22 protein-coding genes are annotated in these 22,125 nt (G+C 60.3%); 6 read left to right on the forward strand and 16 right to left on the reverse strand.

The features are described from left to right. Positions 1 to 88 precede the first annotated feature (88 nt). A complete protein-coding gene (locus Q0K15_RS01220) occupies positions 89 to 421 on the forward strand; it encodes a cupin domain-containing protein (RefSeq protein WP_294510881.1) in 333 nt (110 codons plus the stop codon). Between the two features lie 16 nt (positions 422 to 437). After that, complete coding sequence (locus Q0K15_RS01225; protein WP_294510883.1) at positions 438 to 626, forward strand: ferredoxin; 189 nt, start codon at positions 438 to 440, stop codon at positions 624 to 626. Between the two features lie 144 nt (positions 627 to 770). Here Q0K15_RS01225 and leuB read toward each other — a convergent pair whose 3' ends face one another. The 3 genes from leuB to leuC are packed head-to-tail and all read right to left on the reverse strand — an operon-like array spanning position 771 to position 3,604. Then, positions 771 to 1,847, reverse strand: a complete 1,077-nt coding sequence (gene leuB / locus Q0K15_RS01230) for a 3-isopropylmalate dehydrogenase (RefSeq protein WP_294510886.1) — start codon at positions 1,845 to 1,847, stop codon at positions 771 to 773. After that, positions 1,844 to 2,329, reverse strand: coding sequence for a 3-isopropylmalate dehydratase small subunit (locus Q0K15_RS01235; RefSeq protein WP_294510890.1), 486 nt, complete (start codon positions 2,327 to 2,329; stop codon positions 1,844 to 1,846). The genes leuB and Q0K15_RS01235 overlap by 4 nt, the downstream gene beginning before the upstream one ends. A 15-nt stretch (positions 2,330 to 2,344) precedes the next feature. Continuing rightward, positions 2,345 to 3,604, reverse strand: a complete 1,260-nt coding sequence (leuC, locus tag Q0K15_RS01240; protein WP_294510892.1) for a 3-isopropylmalate dehydratase large subunit — start codon at positions 3,602 to 3,604, stop codon at positions 2,345 to 2,347. Between the two features lie 108 nt (positions 3,605 to 3,712). On the opposite strand from leuC, the gene Q0K15_RS01245 reads away from it, so the two are divergent. From Q0K15_RS01245 to Q0K15_RS01260, 4 genes are all read left to right on the forward strand, one after another. After that, positions 3,713 to 4,342 carry a Crp/Fnr family transcriptional regulator gene (locus Q0K15_RS01245; protein WP_294510894.1) on the forward strand — a complete coding sequence of 210 codons (630 nt, stop codon included), beginning with the start codon at positions 3,713 to 3,715 and terminating at the stop codon, positions 4,340 to 4,342. A 102-nt stretch (positions 4,343 to 4,444) separates the two neighbouring features. After that, complete coding sequence (scfA, locus tag Q0K15_RS01250) at positions 4,445 to 4,591, forward strand: six-cysteine ranthipeptide SCIFF (protein ID WP_130850054.1); 147 nt, start codon at positions 4,445 to 4,447, stop codon at positions 4,589 to 4,591. A gap of 112 nt (positions 4,592 to 4,703) precedes the next feature. Then, a complete protein-coding gene (gene scfB / locus Q0K15_RS01255) occupies positions 4,704 to 6,080 on the forward strand; it encodes a thioether cross-link-forming SCIFF peptide maturase (RefSeq protein WP_294510898.1) in 1,377 nt (458 codons plus the stop codon). Between the two features lie 2 nt (positions 6,081 to 6,082). After that, the gene (locus Q0K15_RS01260; RefSeq protein ID WP_294510901.1) at positions 6,083 to 7,426 is read left to right on the forward strand and encodes an amino acid decarboxylase; all 1,344 of its coding nucleotides are present in this window, start codon (positions 6,083 to 6,085) and stop codon (positions 7,424 to 7,426) included. A 40-nt stretch (positions 7,427 to 7,466) separates the two neighbouring features. On the opposite strand, the gene spoIVA is transcribed toward Q0K15_RS01260, so the two are convergent. The 13 genes from spoIVA to remA form a co-directional block, all read right to left on the reverse strand. Beyond that, positions 7,467 to 8,945: a stage IV sporulation protein A gene (spoIVA, locus tag Q0K15_RS01265; protein WP_294510904.1), complete on the reverse strand. Its 1,479-nt coding sequence runs from the start codon at positions 8,943 to 8,945 to the stop codon at positions 7,467 to 7,469. Positions 8,946 to 8,960: 15 nt separating this feature from the next. Then, the gene (locus Q0K15_RS01270) at positions 8,961 to 10,487 is read right to left on the reverse strand and encodes an SPOCS domain-containing protein (RefSeq protein ID WP_294510908.1); all 1,527 of its coding nucleotides are present in this window, start codon (positions 10,485 to 10,487) and stop codon (positions 8,961 to 8,963) included. A gap of 212 nt (positions 10,488 to 10,699) precedes the next feature. Further along, the gene (gene rsgA / locus Q0K15_RS01275; RefSeq protein ID WP_294510913.1) at positions 10,700 to 11,608 is read right to left on the reverse strand and encodes a ribosome small subunit-dependent GTPase A; all 909 of its coding nucleotides are present in this window, start codon (positions 11,606 to 11,608) and stop codon (positions 10,700 to 10,702) included. Further along, positions 11,605 to 13,686, reverse strand: a complete 2,082-nt coding sequence (gene pknB, locus Q0K15_RS01280) for a Stk1 family PASTA domain-containing Ser/Thr kinase (protein WP_294510916.1) — start codon at positions 13,684 to 13,686, stop codon at positions 11,605 to 11,607. Before pknB ends, rsgA begins: the two co-directional genes overlap by 4 nt. 19 nt (positions 13,687 to 13,705) lie before the next feature. After that, a complete protein-coding gene (locus tag Q0K15_RS01285) occupies positions 13,706 to 14,434 on the reverse strand; it encodes a Stp1/IreP family PP2C-type Ser/Thr phosphatase (protein WP_294510919.1) in 729 nt (242 codons plus the stop codon). Positions 14,435 to 14,461: 27 nt separating this feature from the next. After that, the gene (gene rlmN, locus Q0K15_RS01290) at positions 14,462 to 15,508 is read right to left on the reverse strand and encodes a 23S rRNA (adenine(2503)-C(2))-methyltransferase RlmN (RefSeq protein ID WP_294510924.1); all 1,047 of its coding nucleotides are present in this window, start codon (positions 15,506 to 15,508) and stop codon (positions 14,462 to 14,464) included. A gap of 31 nt (positions 15,509 to 15,539) precedes the next feature. Next, positions 15,540 to 16,904: a 16S rRNA (cytosine(967)-C(5))-methyltransferase RsmB gene (rsmB, locus tag Q0K15_RS01295; protein ID WP_294510926.1), complete on the reverse strand. Its 1,365-nt coding sequence runs from the start codon at positions 16,902 to 16,904 to the stop codon at positions 15,540 to 15,542. 27 nt (positions 16,905 to 16,931) lie between these two features. Next, positions 16,932 to 17,861, reverse strand: a complete 930-nt coding sequence (gene fmt, locus Q0K15_RS01300; RefSeq protein WP_294510928.1) for a methionyl-tRNA formyltransferase — start codon at positions 17,859 to 17,861, stop codon at positions 16,932 to 16,934. 2 nt (positions 17,862 to 17,863) lie between these two features. Then, entirely contained in the window at positions 17,864 to 18,355 is a 492-nt protein-coding gene (gene def / locus Q0K15_RS01305) for a peptide deformylase (protein WP_294510931.1), read from the reverse strand. A gap of 12 nt (positions 18,356 to 18,367) precedes the next feature. Next, on the reverse strand, positions 18,368 to 20,848 hold the full coding sequence (priA, locus tag Q0K15_RS01310) for a primosomal protein N' (protein ID WP_294510935.1): 2,481 nt from the start codon (positions 20,846 to 20,848) through the stop codon (positions 18,368 to 18,370). Between the two features lie 104 nt (positions 20,849 to 20,952). Next, positions 20,953 to 21,162 carry a DNA-directed RNA polymerase subunit omega gene (gene rpoZ / locus Q0K15_RS01315; protein WP_204738544.1) on the reverse strand — a complete coding sequence of 70 codons (210 nt, stop codon included), beginning with the start codon at positions 21,160 to 21,162 and terminating at the stop codon, positions 20,953 to 20,955. Between the two features lie 75 nt (positions 21,163 to 21,237). Next, complete coding sequence (gene gmk / locus Q0K15_RS01320) at positions 21,238 to 21,849, reverse strand: guanylate kinase (RefSeq protein WP_294510943.1); 612 nt, start codon at positions 21,847 to 21,849, stop codon at positions 21,238 to 21,240. Beyond that, the gene (gene remA, locus Q0K15_RS01325; protein WP_294510946.1) at positions 21,849 to 22,124 is read right to left on the reverse strand and encodes an extracellular matrix/biofilm regulator RemA; all 276 of its coding nucleotides are present in this window, start codon (positions 22,122 to 22,124) and stop codon (positions 21,849 to 21,851) included. The genes gmk and remA overlap by 1 nt, the downstream gene beginning before the upstream one ends. Position 22,125: the final 1 nt, after the last annotated feature.

Genomic DNA, 22,125 nt, shown 5'->3' on the forward strand with positions numbered 1-22,125 from the left:
TTTTCAATCACCTCCCCAACAGCGCTAGATATGAAGGCGTATTAGGAGCCACAGACTATCGCATAATTATCATTAAGGAGGTACCATAATGAACATGAAAATGAAAAACATCCCCCAGGCAGAGGTGCTGGTTTTGAAGGATCAGATTGCCTACCAGGAAGGACAGGTGGTCAGCAAGACACTGGCGCAGAACGATGCCCTGAGCATCACCTTGTTCTCCTTTTCCAAGGGTGAGGAGATCAGTACCCATGAATCCGGCGGAGACGCCTTTGTTACCTGCCTGGACGGAGTGGGTAAAATCACCATTGACAGTGTTGATTATCTTCTGCACGAAGGCGAGTCCATTGTCATGCCCGCCGGGCACCCCCATGCCGTTTACGGAGAAGAAGCATTCAAGATGCTTCTGGTGGTCGTATTTTAAAAAAGGAGCGATTGATGTGAAAGCATTTGTAGATCAGGATACCTGTATTGGCTGCGGCCTGTGCTGTGGAATGTGCGACGCGGTGTTTCGCATGAATGACGACGGTAAAGCCGAAGCCTACCAGGCGGCATCCGAGGAGGATCGGAGCGATGTGCAGAGTGCCATCGACTCCTGCCCGGTATCCGCCATCCGCTGGGAGGACTGAGCAGTGTTACAGCCCTGCCCCTTTTAATGAAAGAGCAGGGTTGACACTGACATTGTATAGGGGGCTCTCTCCCCCCACAATAGGCTGAGCCCAATAGGTGCACCATGTGACCTATTGGGCTCAGCCTTCTGCTTTTTACAGAATTCAAATATGCTCCCGGATGAGCCGGCCCATCTCTTTGGTACCGATGGATTTTACACCCGGCTCAGCAATGTCGGGGGTCCGCCAGCCCTCGGCCAGCACTGCGTCTACCGCCGCCTCGATGGCGTTGGCCTCCTCGGCACGCTGGAAGGAGTAGCGGAACATCATGGCCACGGACAGAATGGTGGCAATGGGGTTGGCCTTGTCCTGGCCGGCGATGTCGGGCGCGGAGCCGTGGATGGGCTCATAGAGGCCGGGGGCTGTATCTCCGATAGAGGCAGAGGGCAGCAGGCCGATGGAGCCGGTCACCATACTGGCCTCGTCGGAGAGGATGTCGCCGAACATGTTCTCAGTGACCACCACGTCAAACTGGCCGGGGTCCCGGACCAGCTGCATGGCGCAGTTGTCCACCAGCACATCCTCATACTGGACGTCGGAGTACTCCTCCGCCAGGCGGTGCATAACGGAGCGCCACAGGCGGCTGGTCTCCAGCACGTTGGCCTTGTCTACGCTGGAGACCTTTTTCCGGCGCAGGCGGGCCAGCTCGAAGGCCCGGCGGCCGATGCGTTCGATCTCCTTCTCAGAGTAGGCCATCAAATCTGTGGCCTCCAGGCCTCGGTCCTCGGTCTGGTACTTGTCCCGCTTGCCAAAGTAGATGCCGCCGGTGAGCTCCCGGACCATCATGAGGTCGATGCCCTTCTCAGCGGTCTCCTTCTTCAGGGGGCAGGCATCGGCCATGGCGGGACGAAGAGCGGCGGGACGTAGGTTGGCATAGAGGCCCAGGTCCTTCCGGATGGCCAGCAGGGCGGTCTCTGGCCGCTGCTCGGCGGGTTTATCACTCCCCCACTTGGGCCCGCCCACGGCGCCCAGCAGCACAGCGTCACAGGCCTTGCACTTCTCAGCGGTGCCGTCGGGGTAGCTCTTCCCCACCGCGTCGGTAGCGCAGCCGCCCAGCAGCACGTCCACGAACTCGAAGGTGTGGCCAAACTTCTTACCCACGGCTTCCATGACGCCCACAGCCTCATTCACAACCTCTGGTCCGATGCCGTCACCCTTGATGAGCGCGATCTTGTAATTCATTTCGCCACACCTCTCACCTTCAGAGAATTGAGGAGGCCACCGGCCTCGATGATGCCGTCCACAAAAGCCGGGAAGGGTGCGGCCTGGAAGGTTTTACCCTGGGTCTCATCGGAGATGACACCGGTTTTGAAGTCCACAGTGACGGTATCACCGGGCTGGATGGCTTCTGCGGCCTCGGGACACTCCAGGATGGGGAAGCCGATGTTGATGGAGTTGCGGTAGAAAATACGGGCAAAGCTCTTGGCGATAACGCACTTCACACCACAGGACTTCAACGCCAGGGGGGCGTGCTCCCGGGAGGAGCCACAGCCGAAGTTGGCGCCGGCCACCACGATGTCGCCGGGCTCCACTGTGGAGGCAAACTTCTCATCGATGTCCTCCATGCAGTGGGAGGCCAGGGCCTTGGGGTCGGGGTTATTGAGGTGGCGGGCGGGGATGATGACGTCGGTATCCACGTTGTCGCCGTATTTATAGATCTTCATTGCCTTTCTCCTCCCTTACAGCTTTGCCGGGTCGGCGATGCAGCCGGCCACAGCGGAGGCCGCCGCCACGGCGGGGCTGGCCAAAATGATCTCGGAGTCGGTGGGACCCATGCGGCCCACGAAGTTGCGGTTGGTGGTGGACACCGCCCGCTCCCCGTTGGAGAGGACGCCCATGTGGCCGCCCAGGCAGGGTCCGCAGGTGGGGGTGGAGACGGCGCAGCCGGCCTCGATGAAGGTCTGGATGAGACCCTGGGCCATAGCGTCCATCATGATCTGCTGGGTGGCGGGCAGAACGATGCAGCGCACGCCCTTGGCCACCTTGCGGCCCTTGAGGATATCAGCAGCCTCCTGGAGGTCCTTGAGCCGGCCGTTGGTGCATGAGCCGATGACCACCTGCTGGATGGGCAGGCCGGCCACCTCGTCCACCGTCCGGGTGTTGGAGGGCAGGTGCGGCAGGGCCACGGTGGGCCGCAGGGTGGAGAGGTCGATGACTACCTCCTGGTCGTAGACGGCGTCGGCGTCGGGCTCCACCGCCTCCCAGGGACGGTCTACTCGACCCTTGAGGTACTCCCGGGTCTGGTCATCCACAGGGAAGATGCCGTTCTTGGCGCCGGCCTCGATGGCCATGTTGGCGATGGTGAAGCGGTCATCCATGGTGAGCTGGGCCACACCGTCCCCGGCAAACTCCAGCGACTTATAGAGGGCGCCGTCCACACCGATCTCACCGATGAGGTGGAGTATCACGTCCTTGCCGCTCACGTAGGGGGTGAATTTTCCGGTGAGGGTGACCTTGATGGCGGATGGCACCTTGAACCAGGCGAGACCAGTGGCCATACCAGCAGCCATGTCGGTGGAACCCACGCCGGTGGAGAAGGCGCCGAGAGCGCCGTAAGTACAGGTGTGGGAGTCGGCGCCGATGATGGCCTCGCCGGGGGCGGCCAGGCCTTTCTCGGGAATGAGGGCGTGCTCTACGCCCATCTGCCCCACATCGTAGAAGTGGGTGATGTCGAACCGCTGGGCAAAGGCCCGGGCCTGGGCGCAGAGCTGAGCGGATTTAATGTCCTTACAGGGGACGGAGTGGTCCAGGACGATGGCGATCTTGTCCTTGTCAAAGATCTGCGTGAGTCCCGCCTTGTCAAACTCGGTGATGGCCACCGGAGTGGTGATGTCGTTGCCCAGCACCAGATCCAGCTTCGCCTCAATAAGCTGCCCGGCCTCCACCGATGCAAGGCCCGCGTGCTTTGCCAGGATCTTTTGGGTCATGGTCATACCCATTTTTGGTCCCTCCTGTTTGTTTGATTGGTTTTATTATGGCAGAGGGCTTGCAGAAAGAATGTAAACCGTGATACAATGCTGCCAATAGGTGGAAAGGTGGGAAGGCATATGACAGAGCAGGGCGAAAACGCTCCCTGGGTGTCTCTGGCTCAGGGACAGTTCCCCAGAACTTACGCCCCGGGGCAGCTCATCTACCTACAAGGCACCGAGGCGGATACTTTTTATTATCTTCTCTCCGGCAGTGCCCGGAGCTACATCAGCTCGGAGACAGGAGATGAGCGGGTACTCACCACCCACCGCTCGGGGGATCTGATGGGCGAGGCCGCTTTTTTTGACGGCTGTCCCCGGGTGTCCTCCGCTGTGGCCGTGACTGAGTGCAAAGTAGTCTCTATCGACCGCGATCGGCTGGACCGGGTCCTCCGGAGCCACCCGGAGCTGGCGCTCCCCATGCTCCAGTACCTGGCTCGAACTGTGCGTCTTCTCTCCGACCATGTGGACGGTATGTCCTTTCGTCCGGCAGGCCAGCGGGTGGCGCGGTATCTCCTTTCCATCCCGCCAGAATCCGGCGGGGCTCTGCGTTGCACCCACGAGGAGATCGGTGCCGCCGTTGGGGTGAGCCGGGTGACCGTGAGCCGGGTGCTGGGGGAGTTTACCCGGAAGGGATGGCTTAAAACCGGGTATCGGGCCCTCTATGTTACCGATGATGCCGCACTCCGGGCCTTTGCCTTTACCGATTGACGGGCGTTTTCCTCTTGACAATCTGCCGTTCTTGTTTTAATCTGTATAGAGGAAAAGCTGTGCTCTGCACAGAACAGACTGAAACGATTGGAGACTTGGACCATGAATAGAATCAAGACCATCGAGACCCGCGACCTCTGCAAGAGCGTGACCACCGGCGGCTGCGGCGAGTGCCAGACCTCTTGCCAGTCCGCCTGCAAGACCAGCTGCGGCGTGGCCAACCAGCCCTGCGAGAACAACGAGCAGTAAGCAGACGTCAAACCTGAGTGCCGCCTTGCAGTGAGGCGGCACTTTTTTTGCCGTGGGCCGGTCTGAGGCTCCGTTTCCAAGAGACAATCATCCTGTGGAGGGATCAAGATTTATGGTACATCAATACAAGCTGGACGGCTACAACATCGTCCTGGACACCTGCAGCGGCTCGGTCCATTTGGTGGACGAGGTGGCGTATGACATCATCGCCCTCTACCCCAACCACACCCCCGCCGAGATCTGCCAGCGCATCCTGACCGACTACCCCGACCGCCCAGACGTCACCGAGGAGGAGGTCCGCGCCTGCATCGACGACGTGACGGCGCTGAAGGAGGATCACAAGCTCTTCACCCCCGACACCTACGCCCCTATGGCCGCTGACTACAAGAACCACTCCAACGTCATCAAGGCCCTGTGTCTCCACGTGGCCCACACCTGCAACCTGAGTTGTTCCTACTGCTTTGCCAGCCAGGGCAAATACCAGGGCGAGCGGGCCCTCATGTCTTTTGAGGTAGGCAAGCAGGCCTTGGACTTCCTGGTGGCCCACTCTGGCACCCGCCGGAACCTGGAGGTGGACTTCTTCGGCGGTGAGCCCCTGATGAACTGGCAGGTGGTAAAGGACCTGGTGGCCTACGCCCGGAGCCTGGAGCCAATCCACAACAAGAATTTCCGGTTCACCCTCACCACCAATGGTGTGCTTCTGAATGACGAGGTCATCGACTTCTGCAACAAGGAGATGCACAACGTGGTCCTCTCCTTGGACGGCCGTAAGGAGGTCCACGACCGATTCCGGAAGGACTACGCCGGAAACGGCAGTTATGACACCATCGTGCCCAAGTTCCAGCACTTTGTGGAGCGCCGGGGCGACAAGGGCTACTACATCCGGGGTACCTACACCCACCACAATACCGATTTCGTCAACGACATCCTCCATATGGCTGACCTGGGCTTTACCGAGCTGAGCATGGAGCCGGTGGTGTGCTCCCCCGACGACCCCTGCGCCCTCACCCAGGAGGACCTGCCCGTGCTCTTCGAACAGTATGAGACTCTGGCCCGTGAGATGCTCCGGCGGCAGCGGGAGGGCCGTCCCTTTACCTTCTACCACTATATCCTGGACCTGAAGCACGGCCCCTGTATTTACAAGCGCATCTCCGGCTGCGGCAGCGGCACCGAGTACATGGCCGTCACCCCCTGGGGCGAGCTCTTTCCCTGCCACCAGTTCGTGGGCGACCCCAAGTACTCCCTGGGTAACATCTGGGACGGAGTGACCAATACCTCCGTTCAGGATGAGTTCCGCAGCTGCAACGCCTACGCTCGGCCCGAGTGCGCCGACTGCTGGGCCCGACTCTACTGCTCCGGCGGCTGTGCCGCCAACAGCTACCACGCCTCCGGTAGCATCCGGGGCATCTACCCCTATGGCTGTGAACTCTTTAAGAAGCGGATGGAGTGCGCCATCATGCTCCAGGTGGCCCAGAGCCAGGACGCTTAGGCATGAATACCCCCATTTGTGATTTCGTGCGCAGCTACGCCGCCGCTTATCCCGCCCGGCTCCACATGCCCGGACACAAGGGAAATGGCCCTCTGGGCTGCGAGGCCCTGGACATCACCGAGGTGGCCGGCGCCGACGACCTCTCCCACCCGGAGGGCATCATCCTGGAGAGCGAGAACAACGCCTCTGCCCTCTTTGGGACCCGCCACACCTTTTACAGCGCCGGCGGCTCTTCCCAGTGCGTGAAGGCCATGCTCCACCTGGCTCTCCTCCACCGGGCACCCAACGCCTCCCGGACGGTGCTGGCCGGCCGGAATGCCCATAAGGCCTTTCTTCACGGCTGCGCTCTCCTAGATTTGGAGCCGAAGTGGCTTCTTCCAGAGGGGGAGAGTCCCATGTGCGCTTGTCCCCTCTCCCCTGCCGGTCTGGACCGGGTGCTAGCGGAGCAGCCCGTACCCCCTCTGGCGGTATACGTCACCTCCCCCGACTATCTGGGGGGCATGCTGGACATCGCCGGTCTGGCCGAGGTCTGCCACAACCACGGCGTCCCCCTGTTAGTGGACAACGCTCACGGGGCCTACCTCCGCTTCCTCAAGCCCTCCCGTCACCCCATGGACCTGGGAGCCGACCTGTGCTGCGACTCCGCCCACAAGACCCTTCCAGTGCTCACCGGCGGCGCCTATCTCCACGTTTCCCCCACTGCCCTCGCCTCCTATGAGCAGGAGGCCCGGCAGGCCATGGCCCTCTTCGGGTCCTCCAGCCCCTCCTATCTCATTCTCCAGTCCCTGGACGCCTGCAACCGCCGCCTGGCCGAGGGCTACGGTGCTCAGCTGGAACAGGTGGTCCACCATCTGGATACATTGAAGTCCAAACTCGCTGCTCAGGGTGTCCCAGTGCGTCCCGGGGAACCCCTGAAACTGGTGGTGGACGGCTGGGCAGCGGGTATCTCCGGCTACAAGCTGGCGGACCTGCTGCGCCGGAACGGTGTGGAGCCGGAGTACGCCGACCCCGACGCGGTGGTGCTTATGTACTCCTCCGACGCCTTGGAGTCTGACTTTCAGAGAGTGGAGGCAGCTTTTTCTGGCTTCCTTCCCGGTGTGGGGCGGACCCCTGCTGCCCTCCCCGCTCCCGGTGAGCGGGTCCTCTCCCCCAGGTCAGCCATGCTCTCCCCCTGGGAGGAGGTCCCGGTGGCGGAGGCCGCAGGCCGGATCTGTGCCGGGGCAGCGGTATCCTGCCCCCCGGCCATCCCCATTGCCGTCAGCGGCGAGCGCATCACGGCGAAGGCCGCCGCCCTCATGGCAGAACTGGACTTCGACACGGTCTCAGTGGTACGAGAAGCTATATAATCTGAAAAAATGCCGCGGACCGGCCGGTCCGCGGCATTTTTTATAAGATGATACAGATGAGTCCGCCGGAACCCTCGTTGATGATGCGCTGGAGGGTCTCCTGAAGCTTGCTTCTGGCATCCTCCGGCATCCGCTTGAGCTTGGTATTCAGGTCCTCGCTGACCAGCTCGTGGAAGGAGCGGCCAAAGATGTTGGATTGCCAGATGGCCTTGGTGTCCCCCTCAAACTCCTGGAGCAGATAGTGGACCATCTCCTCGGACTGCTTCTCGTTGCCCACGATGGGCGAGACTTCTGTCTCAATATCGGCCCGGATCATATGGATGGAGGGGGCGGAAGCCTTGAGGCGGACCCCATACCGCCCCCCCTGCCGGACAATCTCTGGCTCCTCCAGCTTGAGCTCGTCGGTGGTGGGCACCACGATGCCATAGCCGGTCTCCTTCACTTCCCGGAGGGCGTCGGCCACCTTGTCATAAGACCGTTTGACCTCCGAGAGCTGGGTGAGCAGGCCCATGAGGTCGCCGTCATCCTGGATGGAGAAGCCGGACTGGGCGGATAGAGTCTCGTAAAAGAGGCTGCGGGGCAGCTCCAGGTCGGCGGCAGCCAGGCCAGTACCCAACTCTACCGAGGTGACCTGGGCCCGGCTGACCCCTTCGCTGTTACCGATTGCGGAGATCACGCCATCCACATCCCGAATGCGCCGGAGCCCGCCAGCCTGCTCCCGGATGGCGGCGTAGAGACCGCTCTTGATGGGATGGTCCCCCGGCAAGGCATCCACCCAGGCGGGAAGATTTAGATCCAGCTCTCGGAGTGGGAACTCGAAGAGCACTGCCCGGATAATGTCTGTCACATCCGCCTGGCTCAGTTCAAGGCAGTTTACCGCTACACAGGTCACGTCGTACCGGCCCGCGATGTCGTTCCGGATGGCCTTGGCCCGCTCCGAGTTGGGGAATGCCGAGTTGAGGAGGACCAGGAAAGGCTTTCCCAGCTCCTTAAGCTCGGTGATGACCCGCTCCTCTGCCTCTAGGTAATCCTCTCTCTGGATATCGGTGACACTGCCGTCGGTGGTCACCACTACGGCGATGGTGGAGTGCTCGGAGATCACCTTTCGGGTCCCGATCTCCGCCGCCTCCGTCATGGGGATGGGGTGATCGAACCAGGGGGTAGTCACCATCCGGGGCTGGTCGTCCTCGGTCTGCCCCACAGCGCCGGGCACCATATAGCCTACGCAGTCCACCAGCCGCACCGACATACGAGTGCCGCCCTCCATGGTGAGCTCCACCGCCTCCTCAGGCACGAACTTGGGCTCGGCGGTCATCACCGTCCGGCCGGAGCCGCTCTGGGGCAGCTCATCCCGGGCCCGCTCCTTGCGGTAGACGTTTTCGATGTTGGGCAGCACCAACGTCTCCATGAACCGCTTGATAAAAGTGGATTTGCCCGTCCGTACCGGACCCACCACACCGATGTAGATGTCGCCCTCAGTGCGCCGGGCGATGTCCTCATAGATATTCCGATCTTCCAATGGAGACGCCTCCTTTTACCGCTTCTTGGGGATGAGCAGGACCCGCCCCGCCGTGAGGGCGTCCTCCCCCAGGCTGTTGGCCTGGACGATGTCCTCCATGGTGGTGCCGTAAGCTTTGGCAATATCCCAGAGCCTTTCCCCCTCTTCCACGGCCCGCAGCACGATGGAAGGACGGGCTGAGGGATCCCTGGGCGTATCCTCATCCAGCCGGACCTGGGCTACACCGGTAGCCTGCCGCGGCATCAGAGATAGATAGCGAAACTCCAGGGGACAGCGCAGCTCTACGCCGCCTCCCGCTGGGGCCGCCGCCCCTTCACCGGAACAGACGCAGCGACAGCTACAAATCACACCGGCTGGAAGTTCCACCGGACACACTGCGGAGATGGTACGGGTGACCGCCTCTAGCATCCCCTCCTCGGAGAGATAGACTACTGTGGCCGAGAGCTCCGCCTTCAGCCGCCCCTGCTCTCCGTCATGTTCCGCCTCCACCTGTCCCACGTGGATATGGACGTCACAGACCTCCCGCACCGGGGATGCCGTCTCCAGCAGCTCCCGGGCGGTAATCCGCCGCTCCCCATGCTCCAGCAGCCGGGCCAGTGTATAGTTCCGGCGCTGGACCGTCAGGTCGTAGGCGGTGCTGTAGATGTCGGCCAGAAGGGTCACCTGGCGCTCCTCCCTGACCACCGCCTGGGCCAGCATACCAAGAGACACCGACATCATCCTCCCCTCGTTCCCATCGAGGGTGCAGTCGATCCCGGTGAGTACCACCGACAATGTGCAGTCGGCCTCCTCACCTACACCACTCACCTCCATAATCTGTGAAAATGGCAACGTAAAGTCGGCGCCACACAGCCCACCGCCCGGCTCCCGGTATACCAGCCGCAGTCCAGCTTCTCCTTTGAAGATGAGCTTGTTGCCGATGAGTTTAGACTCTCCGCACACCATATCCACCCGGCTTTTCAGTATTTCCTCCGCCGGTGGCCGTGTTGCTGACAGGCTCAGGTCGTCCGAAAATGTGAAGGACTTCTCCTCTACACCTATGATAAAGCATGCGGTCTGAGATTCTTCCAAGGTCTGAATTCCGTTTTGCTCCTCGCCGTCCACACCATCGCAGAAGTTGGGGGCCTGTGGGACGTAGGCCTGTACCGCTATGGCCAGGCTCACCCGCACCAGAACCTTCCTGGGATTAAGGCTCCGGGCATCTGCCCACATCACCCGGGGCTCCGCCGACAATCGGCACTGTCGGGTGAGCCCCAGTGCCTCAGCGGTACAGGTGAAGGGGATGCTGACGGTGATCCGCCGCACCCCCTCACCGCTCTCCGCTTCATAGAGAACGGCGCACCGGGCCGTCCCAGTCACCTCCGCTTTGCCCTCCTGGGCCTCCTTGGTCCCCAGACACACCGCCGCCTCCGTGTCCACGATGCGCAGGATATCCGGACAGGCGTCTGGGACGATGCTCTCCAGTGTCTCCTCCTGGAAGAGCGTGGTATCCAAAACGGTATCGTAGCAGTTGAGTTGGGTGGTCTTCAGTTCCAGCTCCATAGCGTTCCTCTCCTTGTAGCGTTTCTACAGGGAGCATATGTACAAGGTTTCCGGGCTATGCCATTTTTTCAGCGCAGGCCGAAAAGGGCCTTTAACACACCTCTGAGGTACTTGGGGGATCGCACCACGACGATCTTCATAAAAATAGCCTCCTTCCACGTAGACTGGCACCGCTGTTACCAGTATACGCAGAAGGAGGCGTGATGTGTGTCTCAGCCCTTTCCGTGCTTTTCCAGCTCCCATTCCCGCAGGTCCTTGACCTGCTCCCACAATCTGATGTAGCTGGCGTGTCGGCTGGGCATGATTTTCCCTTCCTTCAGGGCGGCAAGCACTGCACAGCCCTTTTCCTTTACATGTGAGCAACCCACGAACTGACATTCACCCAGATAGGGGCGGAACTCCCGAAAGGCCCTCTCGAGCTCCTCCTTCCGGAGCAGCTCCATGCGTTCCGTGTCAAAGGAGGAGAAGCCGGGGGTATCAGCCACCACGGCGTCCGCCCCCAGGCGGTAGAGCTCCACATGGCGGGTGGTGTGGCGGCCGCGGCCCAGCTTTTCGCTGACCTCTCCCACCTGGAGATGGAAGCCGGGAGAGAGGGCATTGAGGATGCTGGACTTGCCTACGCCAGAATTCCCTGTAAAGGTAGATACCTTTCCAGATATTGCAGCTCTAAGACTATCAATTCCTTCCCCTGTGGCGGCGCTGACCCGGAGGGTGGGAAAACCAGCGGCAGTGTAGATCTCATAGAGCTCATCGGCGGGAGCCAAGTCGCACTTGTTGATGCAGATCAGGCAGTCACAGCCTTCTTTGCTGTCAGCGATGGCGGTCACTCTGTCAATGAGGAAAGGGTCGGTGACTGGAATGGCCCCGGAGGCGATGATGACCAGTTGGTCAATATTGGCCACAGCGGGCCGCTGAAACTCGTTTTTCCGGGGCAGGATCTCATCCAAGGCCCCGGTACCCTCAGGAAGGCGGGTGAATCTCACCCGGTCCCCTACCAGGGGGGTAATTTTCTGATGGCGGAACTTGCCTCTTGCCCGGCAGGAGACCAGTTCTCCGCTGCCGTCATCCACATAGTAGAAGCCGCTGAGGGCTTTGCGGATCATACCGGTCTCCTGACTCATCCCGCCTTCACTTCCCCGGTATCAAAGTCGATCTCGATACTGTGATCCTTTTCTCCATTGATATAGATATCATATTTCTGCTTCCCTTTTCCGGTGATATTGAAAACAACGGTTTGAACCATCAAAGGAACCTGCTTGGTCTGGTCATAGCCGGAGCCGTTGATCCGCACAGTGACGATCTCGTCTGGATCACCATCCGGAAGTGTGACGGAGTACTGCTTTGTCTTCACTTCCAGATCCACGCTGGGTGTAGGCGAGTCACTGGGAGTCGGCTCTTCCGGAGCCGGACTCTCGACATTAGGCTGTTCTTCCGTGGTACCGGAACCATTGCTCACCTGAAGCGTAACGGTTTCTCCCTCATCCACCTGGGCACCGGTGGGAATGCTTTGAATGAGCACCGTATCCTTGGGCTTGTCGCTATCGATATAGACAGCTTTTACTACCAGCCCCAAGCCATTCTCCCCTTCCAGGAGATCCTTAGCCTTATCAAGGGTCATCCCCTCAACCGTGAGCATGGTACGCTGGACCACCTTGGGACCCTGGCTGACGATAATCTCCACCATGGTATCAGGCTGAATGGCGCTATTGGCCAGAGGCACTGTACGGATGACATAGTTCTCGGTGATCTCGTCAGAAGTCTCATATGTCATTGTGATGTTGGCTTTGGAGATCCCCAGATCCAAAAGGGCCTGTTGAGCCTCCAGATAATCCTTGTTCACCAGATCGGGCATATAAATAGGCTCTTCACCCGCGCTGGTCATCACCGTGATGGTAAGGTCCTCACCAGTGACCTGCTGCTTCGCATCAGGCTCCTGAGAGACAATCTTACCTGGTTCTAGGCTGCTGGATACCGATCCGCCCTCCACAATCTCGAAGATTCCCTGGACCTTGGGGTCGGCCATGGCCTCCTCCACCGTCATACCATAGAGATTGGGGACAGTGTGGCGCTCGTCAGAGTGGAAGCTGTTGCTAAAGAAAACCACCCACAGCAATACGCCGATCCCGATAATAAAGACCAGGATAGAGGCTACAGCCAGAGGGACCGACATGTTGGCTTTCTGCCGTTTTCTGGGGTGTTCGGAAGAAGAGGCACGTTCCCCGCGCTCCGCCTCCTCCCGATTCCGCCGACGCATGGAGCCGGTATCACCGCTCCTGCGTCTACTCCCTGTTCCAATGACCTGGGTAGGCTCATCAGTAACGTCCGGCGTGGCAAAGAGCTTAGCCGGGTCATACTCCAAATCGATGCTGGGGTCTTTCCGGAACTCTTCCAGATCATAGAGCATGTCATCGGCGTTGCGGTACCGGTTCTCCACCTTGGGCGCCATAGCCTTCATGGTGATGGCCTCCAGGGCCTCCGGAATGTCAGGATTAAGTTCCTGGGGCGCCAGCGGGATCGAGTTGATGTGCTGGATGGCCACCGATACCGGGGTGTCCCCTTCAAAGGGCAACCGACCGGTGAGCATTTCATAGAGCACTACGCCGGCGGAATAAATATCACTTCGACCGTCGATACGGCTCCCTCTAGCCTGCTCAGGAGAGATATAGTGGACAGACCCCAGGGCCTCCTGCGTCAGGGTACTCTGGGCGGCAGAGGCTAGCCGGGCGATACCGAAATCGGTGACCTTGATGCTCCCATCCCGGAGGACCATAATATTCTGTGGCTTTATGTCCCGGTGAATGATACCCCGTCCGTGGGCATGGGACAATGCCTTCATAATCTGAGTGATAAAATGGAGGGATTCCTTCCAACTCAAGGGGCCTCCCTTCCGCTGCATATACTGCTTGAGGGTAATGCCGTCAATGAGCTCCATAACGATGTATTCCACCTGCTCAGAGCGGCTTACATCGTACACCGCCATGATATTGGGGTGAGAGAGCATGGCTACAGCCTGGGACTCATCATGAAACCGGCGACGGAATTCAGCGTCCTTCGCCAGATCATCCTTGAGGATCTTGATCGCTACCAGTCGGTTGAGTCGGTGGTCACGTCCCTTGAACACCACCGCCATACCGCCGGTACCGATCCGCTCCAGGATCTCATATCGGTTGTCCAGCAATTTCCCTATGTATTGATCCATAATGGGGGTATCCTCCTTGTCACATCTGAAGCAGGACCGCAGTCACGTTGTCCGGTGCACCTCTGGACAGTGCGATGTCCAGTAGCCTCCGGCAGCAGTCCTCCGCAGGGCCGCCGTGGAGGACCTCATAGAGTAGTTCCTGATCGGAGACCATGTTGCTCAAGCCGTCGGAGCATAGGAGCAAAGCATCACCCGGCTCCATCGGCTGCCGGAAAAGATCGGCTCGAAGCTTGGATTCTGCCCCCAAAGCCCGAGTGATGAGGTTCTTCTGCGGGTGCTGTCTGGCCTGTTCCGGCGTAATCTGTCCCCGGGCCACCAGATCCTCCACCACGGAATGATCCCGTGTCACCCGCGAAATACCCTCCGGCCGCACCAGGTAGCATCGGCTGTCACCAATGTTCAGAACGTATGCCTGATTCCCGATGACCAGCGCGGCCACCATGGTAGTACCCATGCCACGACAGTCAGCGTCAATATTGGCGCGAAAATGGACGGCGCCGTTGGCCTGCTCTGCTGCAAAGTGGAGGAGAGCCTCCGGCTCGTTCCGCCATTGCTCCGGCGGCTGGGCCTTAGCCGTCTCCAAAAAAGTCTCCACCGCCAGCTGACTGGCCACATTGCCCGCCTTGGCACCACCCATACCGTCGCAGACGATACCCAGTGCCATGTCTTCTGCCAGGAGCTCAATGTGGTAGTCATCCTGGTTTTGCTGTCGGACTATGCCCACATCGGTAATACCCCATATGTTCATATCGAATCAGTCCTTTCGCCCATCCGGCTAGACCTTATGCGTTGGCGACTCAGCTGCCTCGCCCATGGCCTTTCGCCGGAGCTGACCGCAGGAGGCGTCAATATCGCCTCCAAGCTTTCTGCGCACCGTTACGGTGATACCCTGGCGTTCCAGACGGCGCTGGAACTCCGCCACACGGCGACTGGGCTTCAGCGGGCTCTCCTTAACCTCATTGAGGGGGATGAGATTCACATGTCCTGGCGTCCCCTTCAAATGATGTGCCAGGAGGTCTGCCTGTGCATCGCTGTCGTTGACCCCGTCGATCATGGCGTACTCATAAGAGATACGCCGGCCCGTAGTCTCAAAATATCGGCGGCAGGTGTCGAAGAGCTTCTCCACTCCAATCCCCCGATTCACCGGCATGATTTTGCTCCGGGTTTCGTCATCCGGTGCGTGGAGGGAAACCGATAGAGTTAATTGTAAACGATGCTCCGCCAGTTTGTCAATTTTCTCCGTGAGGCCACAGGTGGACAGGGAGATATGACGCATACCGATGTTGAGCCCATCCGAGTGATTCACCAGCTCCAGGAAGCGCAGCACGGTATCAAAATTGTCCAGCGGCTCACCGATGCCCATGAGGACGATGTTGGAGATGGGCACACCCGCGTCGAGCTGAGTAAACAGGACCTGATCGATCATCTCGGAAGGTGTCAAGTCTCTAACCTTGCCACCCAGTGTGGAGGCACAGAAGGCGCAGCCCATCCGGCAGCCCACCTGGGAGGAGATACATACAGTATTCCCATGGTGGTAGCGCATCAAAACCGTCTCAATACAATTTCCGTCCAGGAGCCGCCAGAGGTATTTGATAGTGCCGTCCTGGGCGGAGACCTGCTTGCGGGCCACCTCCGGATGGGTGATCACACACTGGGCGCTCAGCCGCTCCCGTAAAGACTTGGAGAGATTGGTCATCTCGTCAAAGGAGGTCGCTCCCCGGTGGAGCCAGGTAAAAATCTGCTTGGCTCGAAAACCGGGTTCCCCCTGCTCCTTGAGCCATATGCCCAGTTCCTCCTGGGTCATAGATTTGATGTCGATCATGTCATGCTCCCTCGCCGCCTTTTCGGCGGCATCAGTCCTTATTCTGAGGCGGACAGATATCCTCCGCCCTTCTCCTCAGCTTTGCAAAGAAAAAACCATCAGTGCCATGTCGCTGGGGCCACAGGGTGACCATGCCCTCCGGCACCTCTCCCACCGGTCCCGGCAGGGTAAAGCCCTCCAAAGTGTACTCCGGATGGCGCTCCAGGAAGGTGATCACAATGTCCTCATTCTCTGTTGTCTGTAAAGTACATGTGCAGTATAGTAACACGCCTCCAGCTTTTACATAGGTGGAAACATTCTCTAAAATGGCCGCCTGCACCGCGGGAAGTCCGGCCAGAGGTGCCGGGTCCTTATAGCGGATGTCTGGCTTTTTTCGGATGATGCCCAGACCGGAGCAGGGCACATCAGCCATCACCAGGTCAAAAGTTCCCTCCCACTCGGCACGGTGAGCTTTCCCATCCTGGACGGCGGCGGTGAGGCAGGTGATCCCCAACCGCTTGGCACCGGCATCGATCAGCGTTTTCTTATGGGCATGGATATCGCAGGAGACCAGATTCCCCTGATCTTCCATGGCAATGGCGGCGGCAAAAGACTTGCCTCCGGGGGCGGCGCAGGCATCCAACACCGCCATTCCGGGCTTGGGTCCGGCCGCCAGCACCGCCAGACGGGCGCCGGCATCCTGGATGTAGATACGGCCCTCCCGGAAAGCCGTAAGGTTCTCCACATCACCGCCACCGGTGAGGGTCAGACAATCAGGCAGCCAGGGGTGGGGTTCCGCCTGGGCACCCTCATCCCGCAGAGAGGCCAGCACCTCCTCAGAAGTTCCCCGAAGACGGTTGACCTGGGCCACCGTAGGCGGCTCACCGTTGTCCAAGACCAGAAGGCGCTCCGTCTCTACCGGACCAAGCGCCTCCAAAAAGGTTTTTACCAACCACTCAGGGTGGCTATAACACACAGAGAGGTAGGAAACCGGGTCCTCCTCCGGGATAGTAGGCAGGCGGTCGATGTTCCGGGCCATAGAGCGGAGGATGCCGTTCACCAATCCCGGGCTTCTGGCGTTCTTACTGTGGCGCTTCACCAGGTCCACCGATTCGTTGACGGCGGCACTCACCGGCACTCGGGTGAGAAAGGCCATTTGGTAAGCCCCCAGACGCAAGGCATTGAGGACCTTGTTTTCCATCCGCTCTGGCTTCACAGTAGAGAATTTCCCAATATAGAAGTCCAGTAGTAGCCGGTTCTGGAGCACACCAAAGCACAACCGGGTGGCCAGTGCGGCGTCCCGGCTGTCCAGACCAGCGGCCCTGATATTCTTTTTTAGCGACAGATCCGACCAGGCACCCTGCCGATCACAGGCGGACAGGGTCAGCAGCGCCACCTCCCGGGCATTGCCGGCCATAGGATCACTCCCTCTCTCCTACTCTACTTACAGCTTTTCGCCCTCTGTCAGGGGATGTCCGCGGAGAAAATCCGCCGCCGCCATCCGCTTCTTCCCATCGGGCTGAAGTTCCTTGATTCGCAGCAGGGTCCCTCCGCCGCAGGCCATGACGACCCCTGTCTTTCCCGCCTCCGCGACTGTGCCGGGAGCCAGATCCGTTGTACTGTCAATAATGTCAGTTAAAAACACTTTACATCTGATCCCACCGAATTCCGCCGTAGCACAGGGCCAAGGCAGCAACCCGCGGACCTGGTCATGGAGGGCCTGTGCCCCTTTGGACCAGTCCATGGGGGAAAGCTCCCGGCTGAGCATGGGGGCATAGGTAGAGACCGCAGCGTCCTGCGGTGTCCTGGGGGCCTCCCCCTTGGCCAGCAGCTCCACTGCCTCCACCAGTAGCTTGCCGCCCAGCTCCGCCAGGCGGGCAAACAGTTCGGGGGCCGTCTCATCGGGGCCGATGGAAGTCTCTCCCTGGAGGATCATGTCTCCGGCGTCCAGCTCCGGCGCCATGTGCATGATGGTGACGCCGGTGGTCTTGTCCCCGTTGAGGATGGCCCAGTTAATGGGCGCTGCTCCGCGGTACTTGGGCAGCAGTGAGGAATGGACATTGATGCAGCCATAAGCGGGATAGTCTAAAATATCAGAAGGCAGGATGCGGCCGTAGGCCGCCACCACGATAAGCTCCGGCCCCAGGTCACGGATATAGCCCATGGCCTCTCCGTCCTTCATTTTCAGAGGCTGGAACACTGGGATATCATGTGCAATGGCATATTCCTTTACAGGGCTTGCCTGGAGCTTCATGCCCCGGTTTTTGGGCTTGTCTGGCTGGGTAAAAACACCGCACACCTCGTGACCGGCCTCCAGGAGGGCGGCTAGAGAGGCCACGGCGAAATCGGGGGTGCCCATAAAGAGGATGCGCACGGTCAGTCCTCCTCTTCGTACATCTCGTCCAACTCCTTCTGGGTATAGAGCCGGTCAGTGAGTTCGGTAAAGATGTGGCCCTCAAGGTGATCCAGCTCATGGCAGAAGCAGCGTGCCACGATGGCCTCCCCCTCTACCTCAAACCAGTTGCCGTTCCGATCCTGGGCCTTAACCCGGACCTTCATGGGCCGCTCCACAGTGCCCCACTTGCCGGGGACGCTGAGGCAACCCTCCCAGCCGTCCTGGATCTCCTCGGAACGCCAGATGATCTCCGGGTTCACCAGCTCCAGCATCTGCTCCTGGGCGTCCACTACGATGACGCACCGGCGCAGGATGCCAACCTGCGGGGCGGCCAGACCGGCGCCGCCGGCATCGGCCAAGGTTTCTTTGAGATCGTCCAGCAGGTCCCAAAGCCGCTGGTCGAAGTTGTTAACTGGACGGCAGACCTTATGGAGTGCGGGGTCCTTGTCGGTCAGGATCTTTCTCAGTGCCATAGTCGTATCCTCCTAATCGTATGGGTTCACATCGGCAAACACCGAAACGCCCCGGATCTCACGGTCATCGGCGGCGGCTTGGAGCAGGCCGGCGATGAGCTGCCGGACCTCCCTGGTGTTTTGGCAGAGCAGGGTCAGTCGATAGCGGTAGCGGTTGTTCACCTTGGCCACTGCCGCCGGAGCAGGCCCCAGCAAGCGTGGCCGCGTATCATAGTCATTCCAGGCCGCTGCCCAGCTCTCCAGGCTGCGACGGAGCTTTTGGCATTTTCGGAGTACGGCGGACTCGTCGGTACCCGAGGCGGTGAGGACAAAGACATCCCGGAAGGGCGGGTAGTCCATGAGTCGCCGCAGGTCAATTTCTTGGGCGTAGAAGCGGTTGTAGTCCTGGACAGCGGCACAGCGGATCACGTCGTTGTCTGGCGTATAGGTCTGGATCACCGCCCGGCCGGTCTTTTCTCCCCGGCCAGCCCGGCCCACCACTTGGGTGAGGAGGGAAAAGGTCCGTTCCGAAGCCCGGAAACTGTCCACGTACAGAGCCAGATCGGCGGCAACCACCCCCACCAGGGTCACATTCTCGAAGTCAAGGCCCTTGGCCACCATTTGGGTGCCCACCAGAATGGGCACTTTTTTTCGCTGAAAGCGGTCCAACAGCTTCTGGTGGCCGTCGGCGGCCGACACGGTGTCGGCGTCCATCCGAAGAATCTCCACTCCGGGAAAAAGTTCCTCTAGCTCACTCTGGACCTTCTGGGTTCCGGCGCCGATAAAATTCAGGGTGCCACCGCAAACCGGGCAGGCCTCCGGCAAGGGCTCGGAGTGGCCACAATAGTGGCACATGAGCCGGTGATTGGCCGAGTGGTAAGTGAGGTGGACTGAGCACCGGGGACACACCGGCACCTCGCCGCACTCTCCACAGGAGACCATGCGGCTGGCCCCACGGCGGTTGAGGAACAGGATGGACTGCTCCCCACGTTCCAGATTGGACTCCAGCTCCCGGCGCAGCAGGGAACCAATACTGGTACCGTTGCCGGAGCGGAGTTCCTCCTTCATGTCCGCAATATAGACGGCCGGAAGTGCCCGCTCATTGTAGCGTTTGGTCAATGCCACCAGGCGATAGACCCCGGTCTTGGCCAGATACATGGTCTCCACCGACGGGGTAGCCGACCCCAACACCAGTAGTCCCCCCGCTTTGGCACAGCGGTATTTGGCGATCTCCCGGGCGTGGTACCGGGGGGTATTTTCCGACTTGTAGCTCCCCTCCTGCTCCTCATCCAGGATGATGAGGCCCAGGTTTTCCAGAGGGGCAAAGACAGCGGAGCGGGTACCCAGGGCCACACGGGCCAGACCGGAGCGCAGGCGCTTCCACTCATCGTAGCGTTCCCCGGCCCGGAGAGAGCTGTGGAGCACGGCCACGTCGCTTCCAAAGTGGGCGGTGAAGATCCGCAGGAGCTGCGGGGTGAGGGCGATTTCAGGTACCAGGACCATGGCGGTCTGCCCCCGGTCCAGCGCCGCTTGGATGAGGCGGAGATAGACTTGGGTTTTTCCGCTGCCCGTCACACCATAGAGGAGGGCTACGGCGGGCTCCGGGGACCGGCACAGGCCGTCCAGAGTCTGAAAAGCGGCCTCCTGCTGCGCATTGAGCACTGGTGGAGGCGCTGTGGGTCCGTCCGCCTCCTCATGTCCCCCACGAAAGACCTCCCGCTCCTCCAGTGTGACCAGCCCGCTTTTGACCAGAGACTTGATGGTGGGGCCAGAAGCGCCGGTGAAATAGCAGATTTCCTTGACGCTGGCGCTGCCCACGGTGCTCAGGAGTTCCACCACAGCATACCTCAGGGGGGCGCTCCGGCGCTTGGACGTTACCTGAGCCATGGCCTCCTCCGCCGGAACGGCCAGGGAGGCCACTTTTTCCCGTTTGTCTCCCACCCCCCGCTGGGCGCTGGTCTCCAGGGTGAGCACGCCCTGCTCGGTGAGCAGCTTCAAAGCGGGGGCGGGATCGGCAGTACCCAGAGCGGCATGGATCTGCCCCAACTCGGCGGAGCCGCCACAGGCCCAGATGAGGTCCAGGATCTGCGTAGCCAGACGGGAGCGTCCCACCGCGGCATAAGAGGCCTCCCGGTCCACACTGGAGGCGATGTGATAGCTGTCACGGATGGAGAACCACAGCCCTGCTGGCAGCATGGCCCGGGCAGCGTCGTACACGGTGCAGAAATACCGCTCCCGCATCCACAGGCACAGCTTCAGGCCCTGTCCGTCCAGTACGGGGGCGTCATCCAGAACGGCAAACACCTCTTTGAGACGCTTTCCCTCCGGCAGCTCACTGGATAAGGCCAGCACGATGCCTTCTGTACGCTTATTTCCACGACCGAAGGGCACCAGCACCCGAACACCGGGCACAACCCTGCCCTCCAGCTCTGCTGGAACCAGATAATCGTAGGGCCTGTCGATGGCATAGGCGGCCGCCGCCAGGGCTATTTTTGCGATGACCGCCCCATCCACCGCTGCTCTCTCCTTCCGTCACAGAAAAGGCAAGCGCCGGGGGCTGTTCGCCCGTCCGGCACTTCCATCACGCCTGGGAATGTGTCCGTACCCCCGGACACAAGTCAAGCCTGGGGCTGAGGGGGCAGGCTCAAATCCACCTTGCCCTCGGCGATCTCACGGATCGCGATGCTCACGGGCTTATCGTTGAGGGGATAGCCCCCCTCTTCGGCATCGGCGGCAATCTGACGGGCCCGGTGGGCCACCACATTCACCAGTTGATAACGGCTGGGCACCTGCGCGAGCAGGTCCTTCATAGCGGGATAGAGCATCATAACAGATCCAACTCCTTTGTTTACTGCATAGAATATCCGGAACTGCGTCCGGTATGGACACTGGGCGGAAGATCCTCAGATCCCCTCCACCAGGTGCATGCGATTTCTGGTCCGGCAGTCCTCTGCCGTCAGGATGGAAATGATCTCCGCCGCGGCGTCAGAGACCTTATCATTGACCACCAGGTAGTCATAATTGGGAATCTGAGTATATTCCTCCTGGGCCTTGGTGAGCCGACCGGCGATGACCTCCTCGCTGTCGGTATTGCGTCCCCGCAGACGGCGGGAGAGCTCCTCAAAGGAGGGGGGGATGATAAAGATAAGCACCGCCTCGGGACATTTTGAACGGACCTTGGCTGCGCCTTGGACTTCGATGTCCAGGAGCACATCAATTCCGGCATCCAGCTTCTCCTGGATGACCTTCAGCGAGGTGCCGTAGTAGTTACCCACATACTCTGCGTGCTCAAGGAGTTCTCCACGGGAAATCATGCCCTCAAACTCCGCACGATCCACAAAGTTATAGTTGACACCGTTAGCCTCACCCACCCTGGGCTTCCGAGTAGTGAATGAAACGGAAAAATAAATATCCTGCCGCTGACTGAGCAGCTCAGCGATCACCGTACTCTTACCCACGCCGGATGGGCCGGACAGGACAATCAGCTCGCCGTGTGTCTTTTTCTTGAGTGCCATCAGTCCTCTGCCTCCTCTTCCTCATCCTCCGCCGCCGGCTCACCGCCGGCAAAGCGCCCGGCCACCTTCTCTGGCTGGATGGCCGAGAGTACGATGTGGTCGCTGTCCATGACCAGAACCGCTCGGGTCCTCCGGCCAAAGGTGGCGTCGATGAGGACGCCCCGCTCCCTGGCCTCCTGGACCATACGCTTGATGGGGGCGGACTCCGGACTCACCACCGCGATGAGCCGGCTTGCTGAGACCATATTGCCAAAGCCGATATTGATGAGCTTCATG

This window comes from uncultured Intestinimonas sp. (assembly GCF_944387245.1).
Taxonomy (GTDB): Bacteria; Bacillota; Clostridia; order Oscillospirales; family Oscillospiraceae; genus Intestinimonas.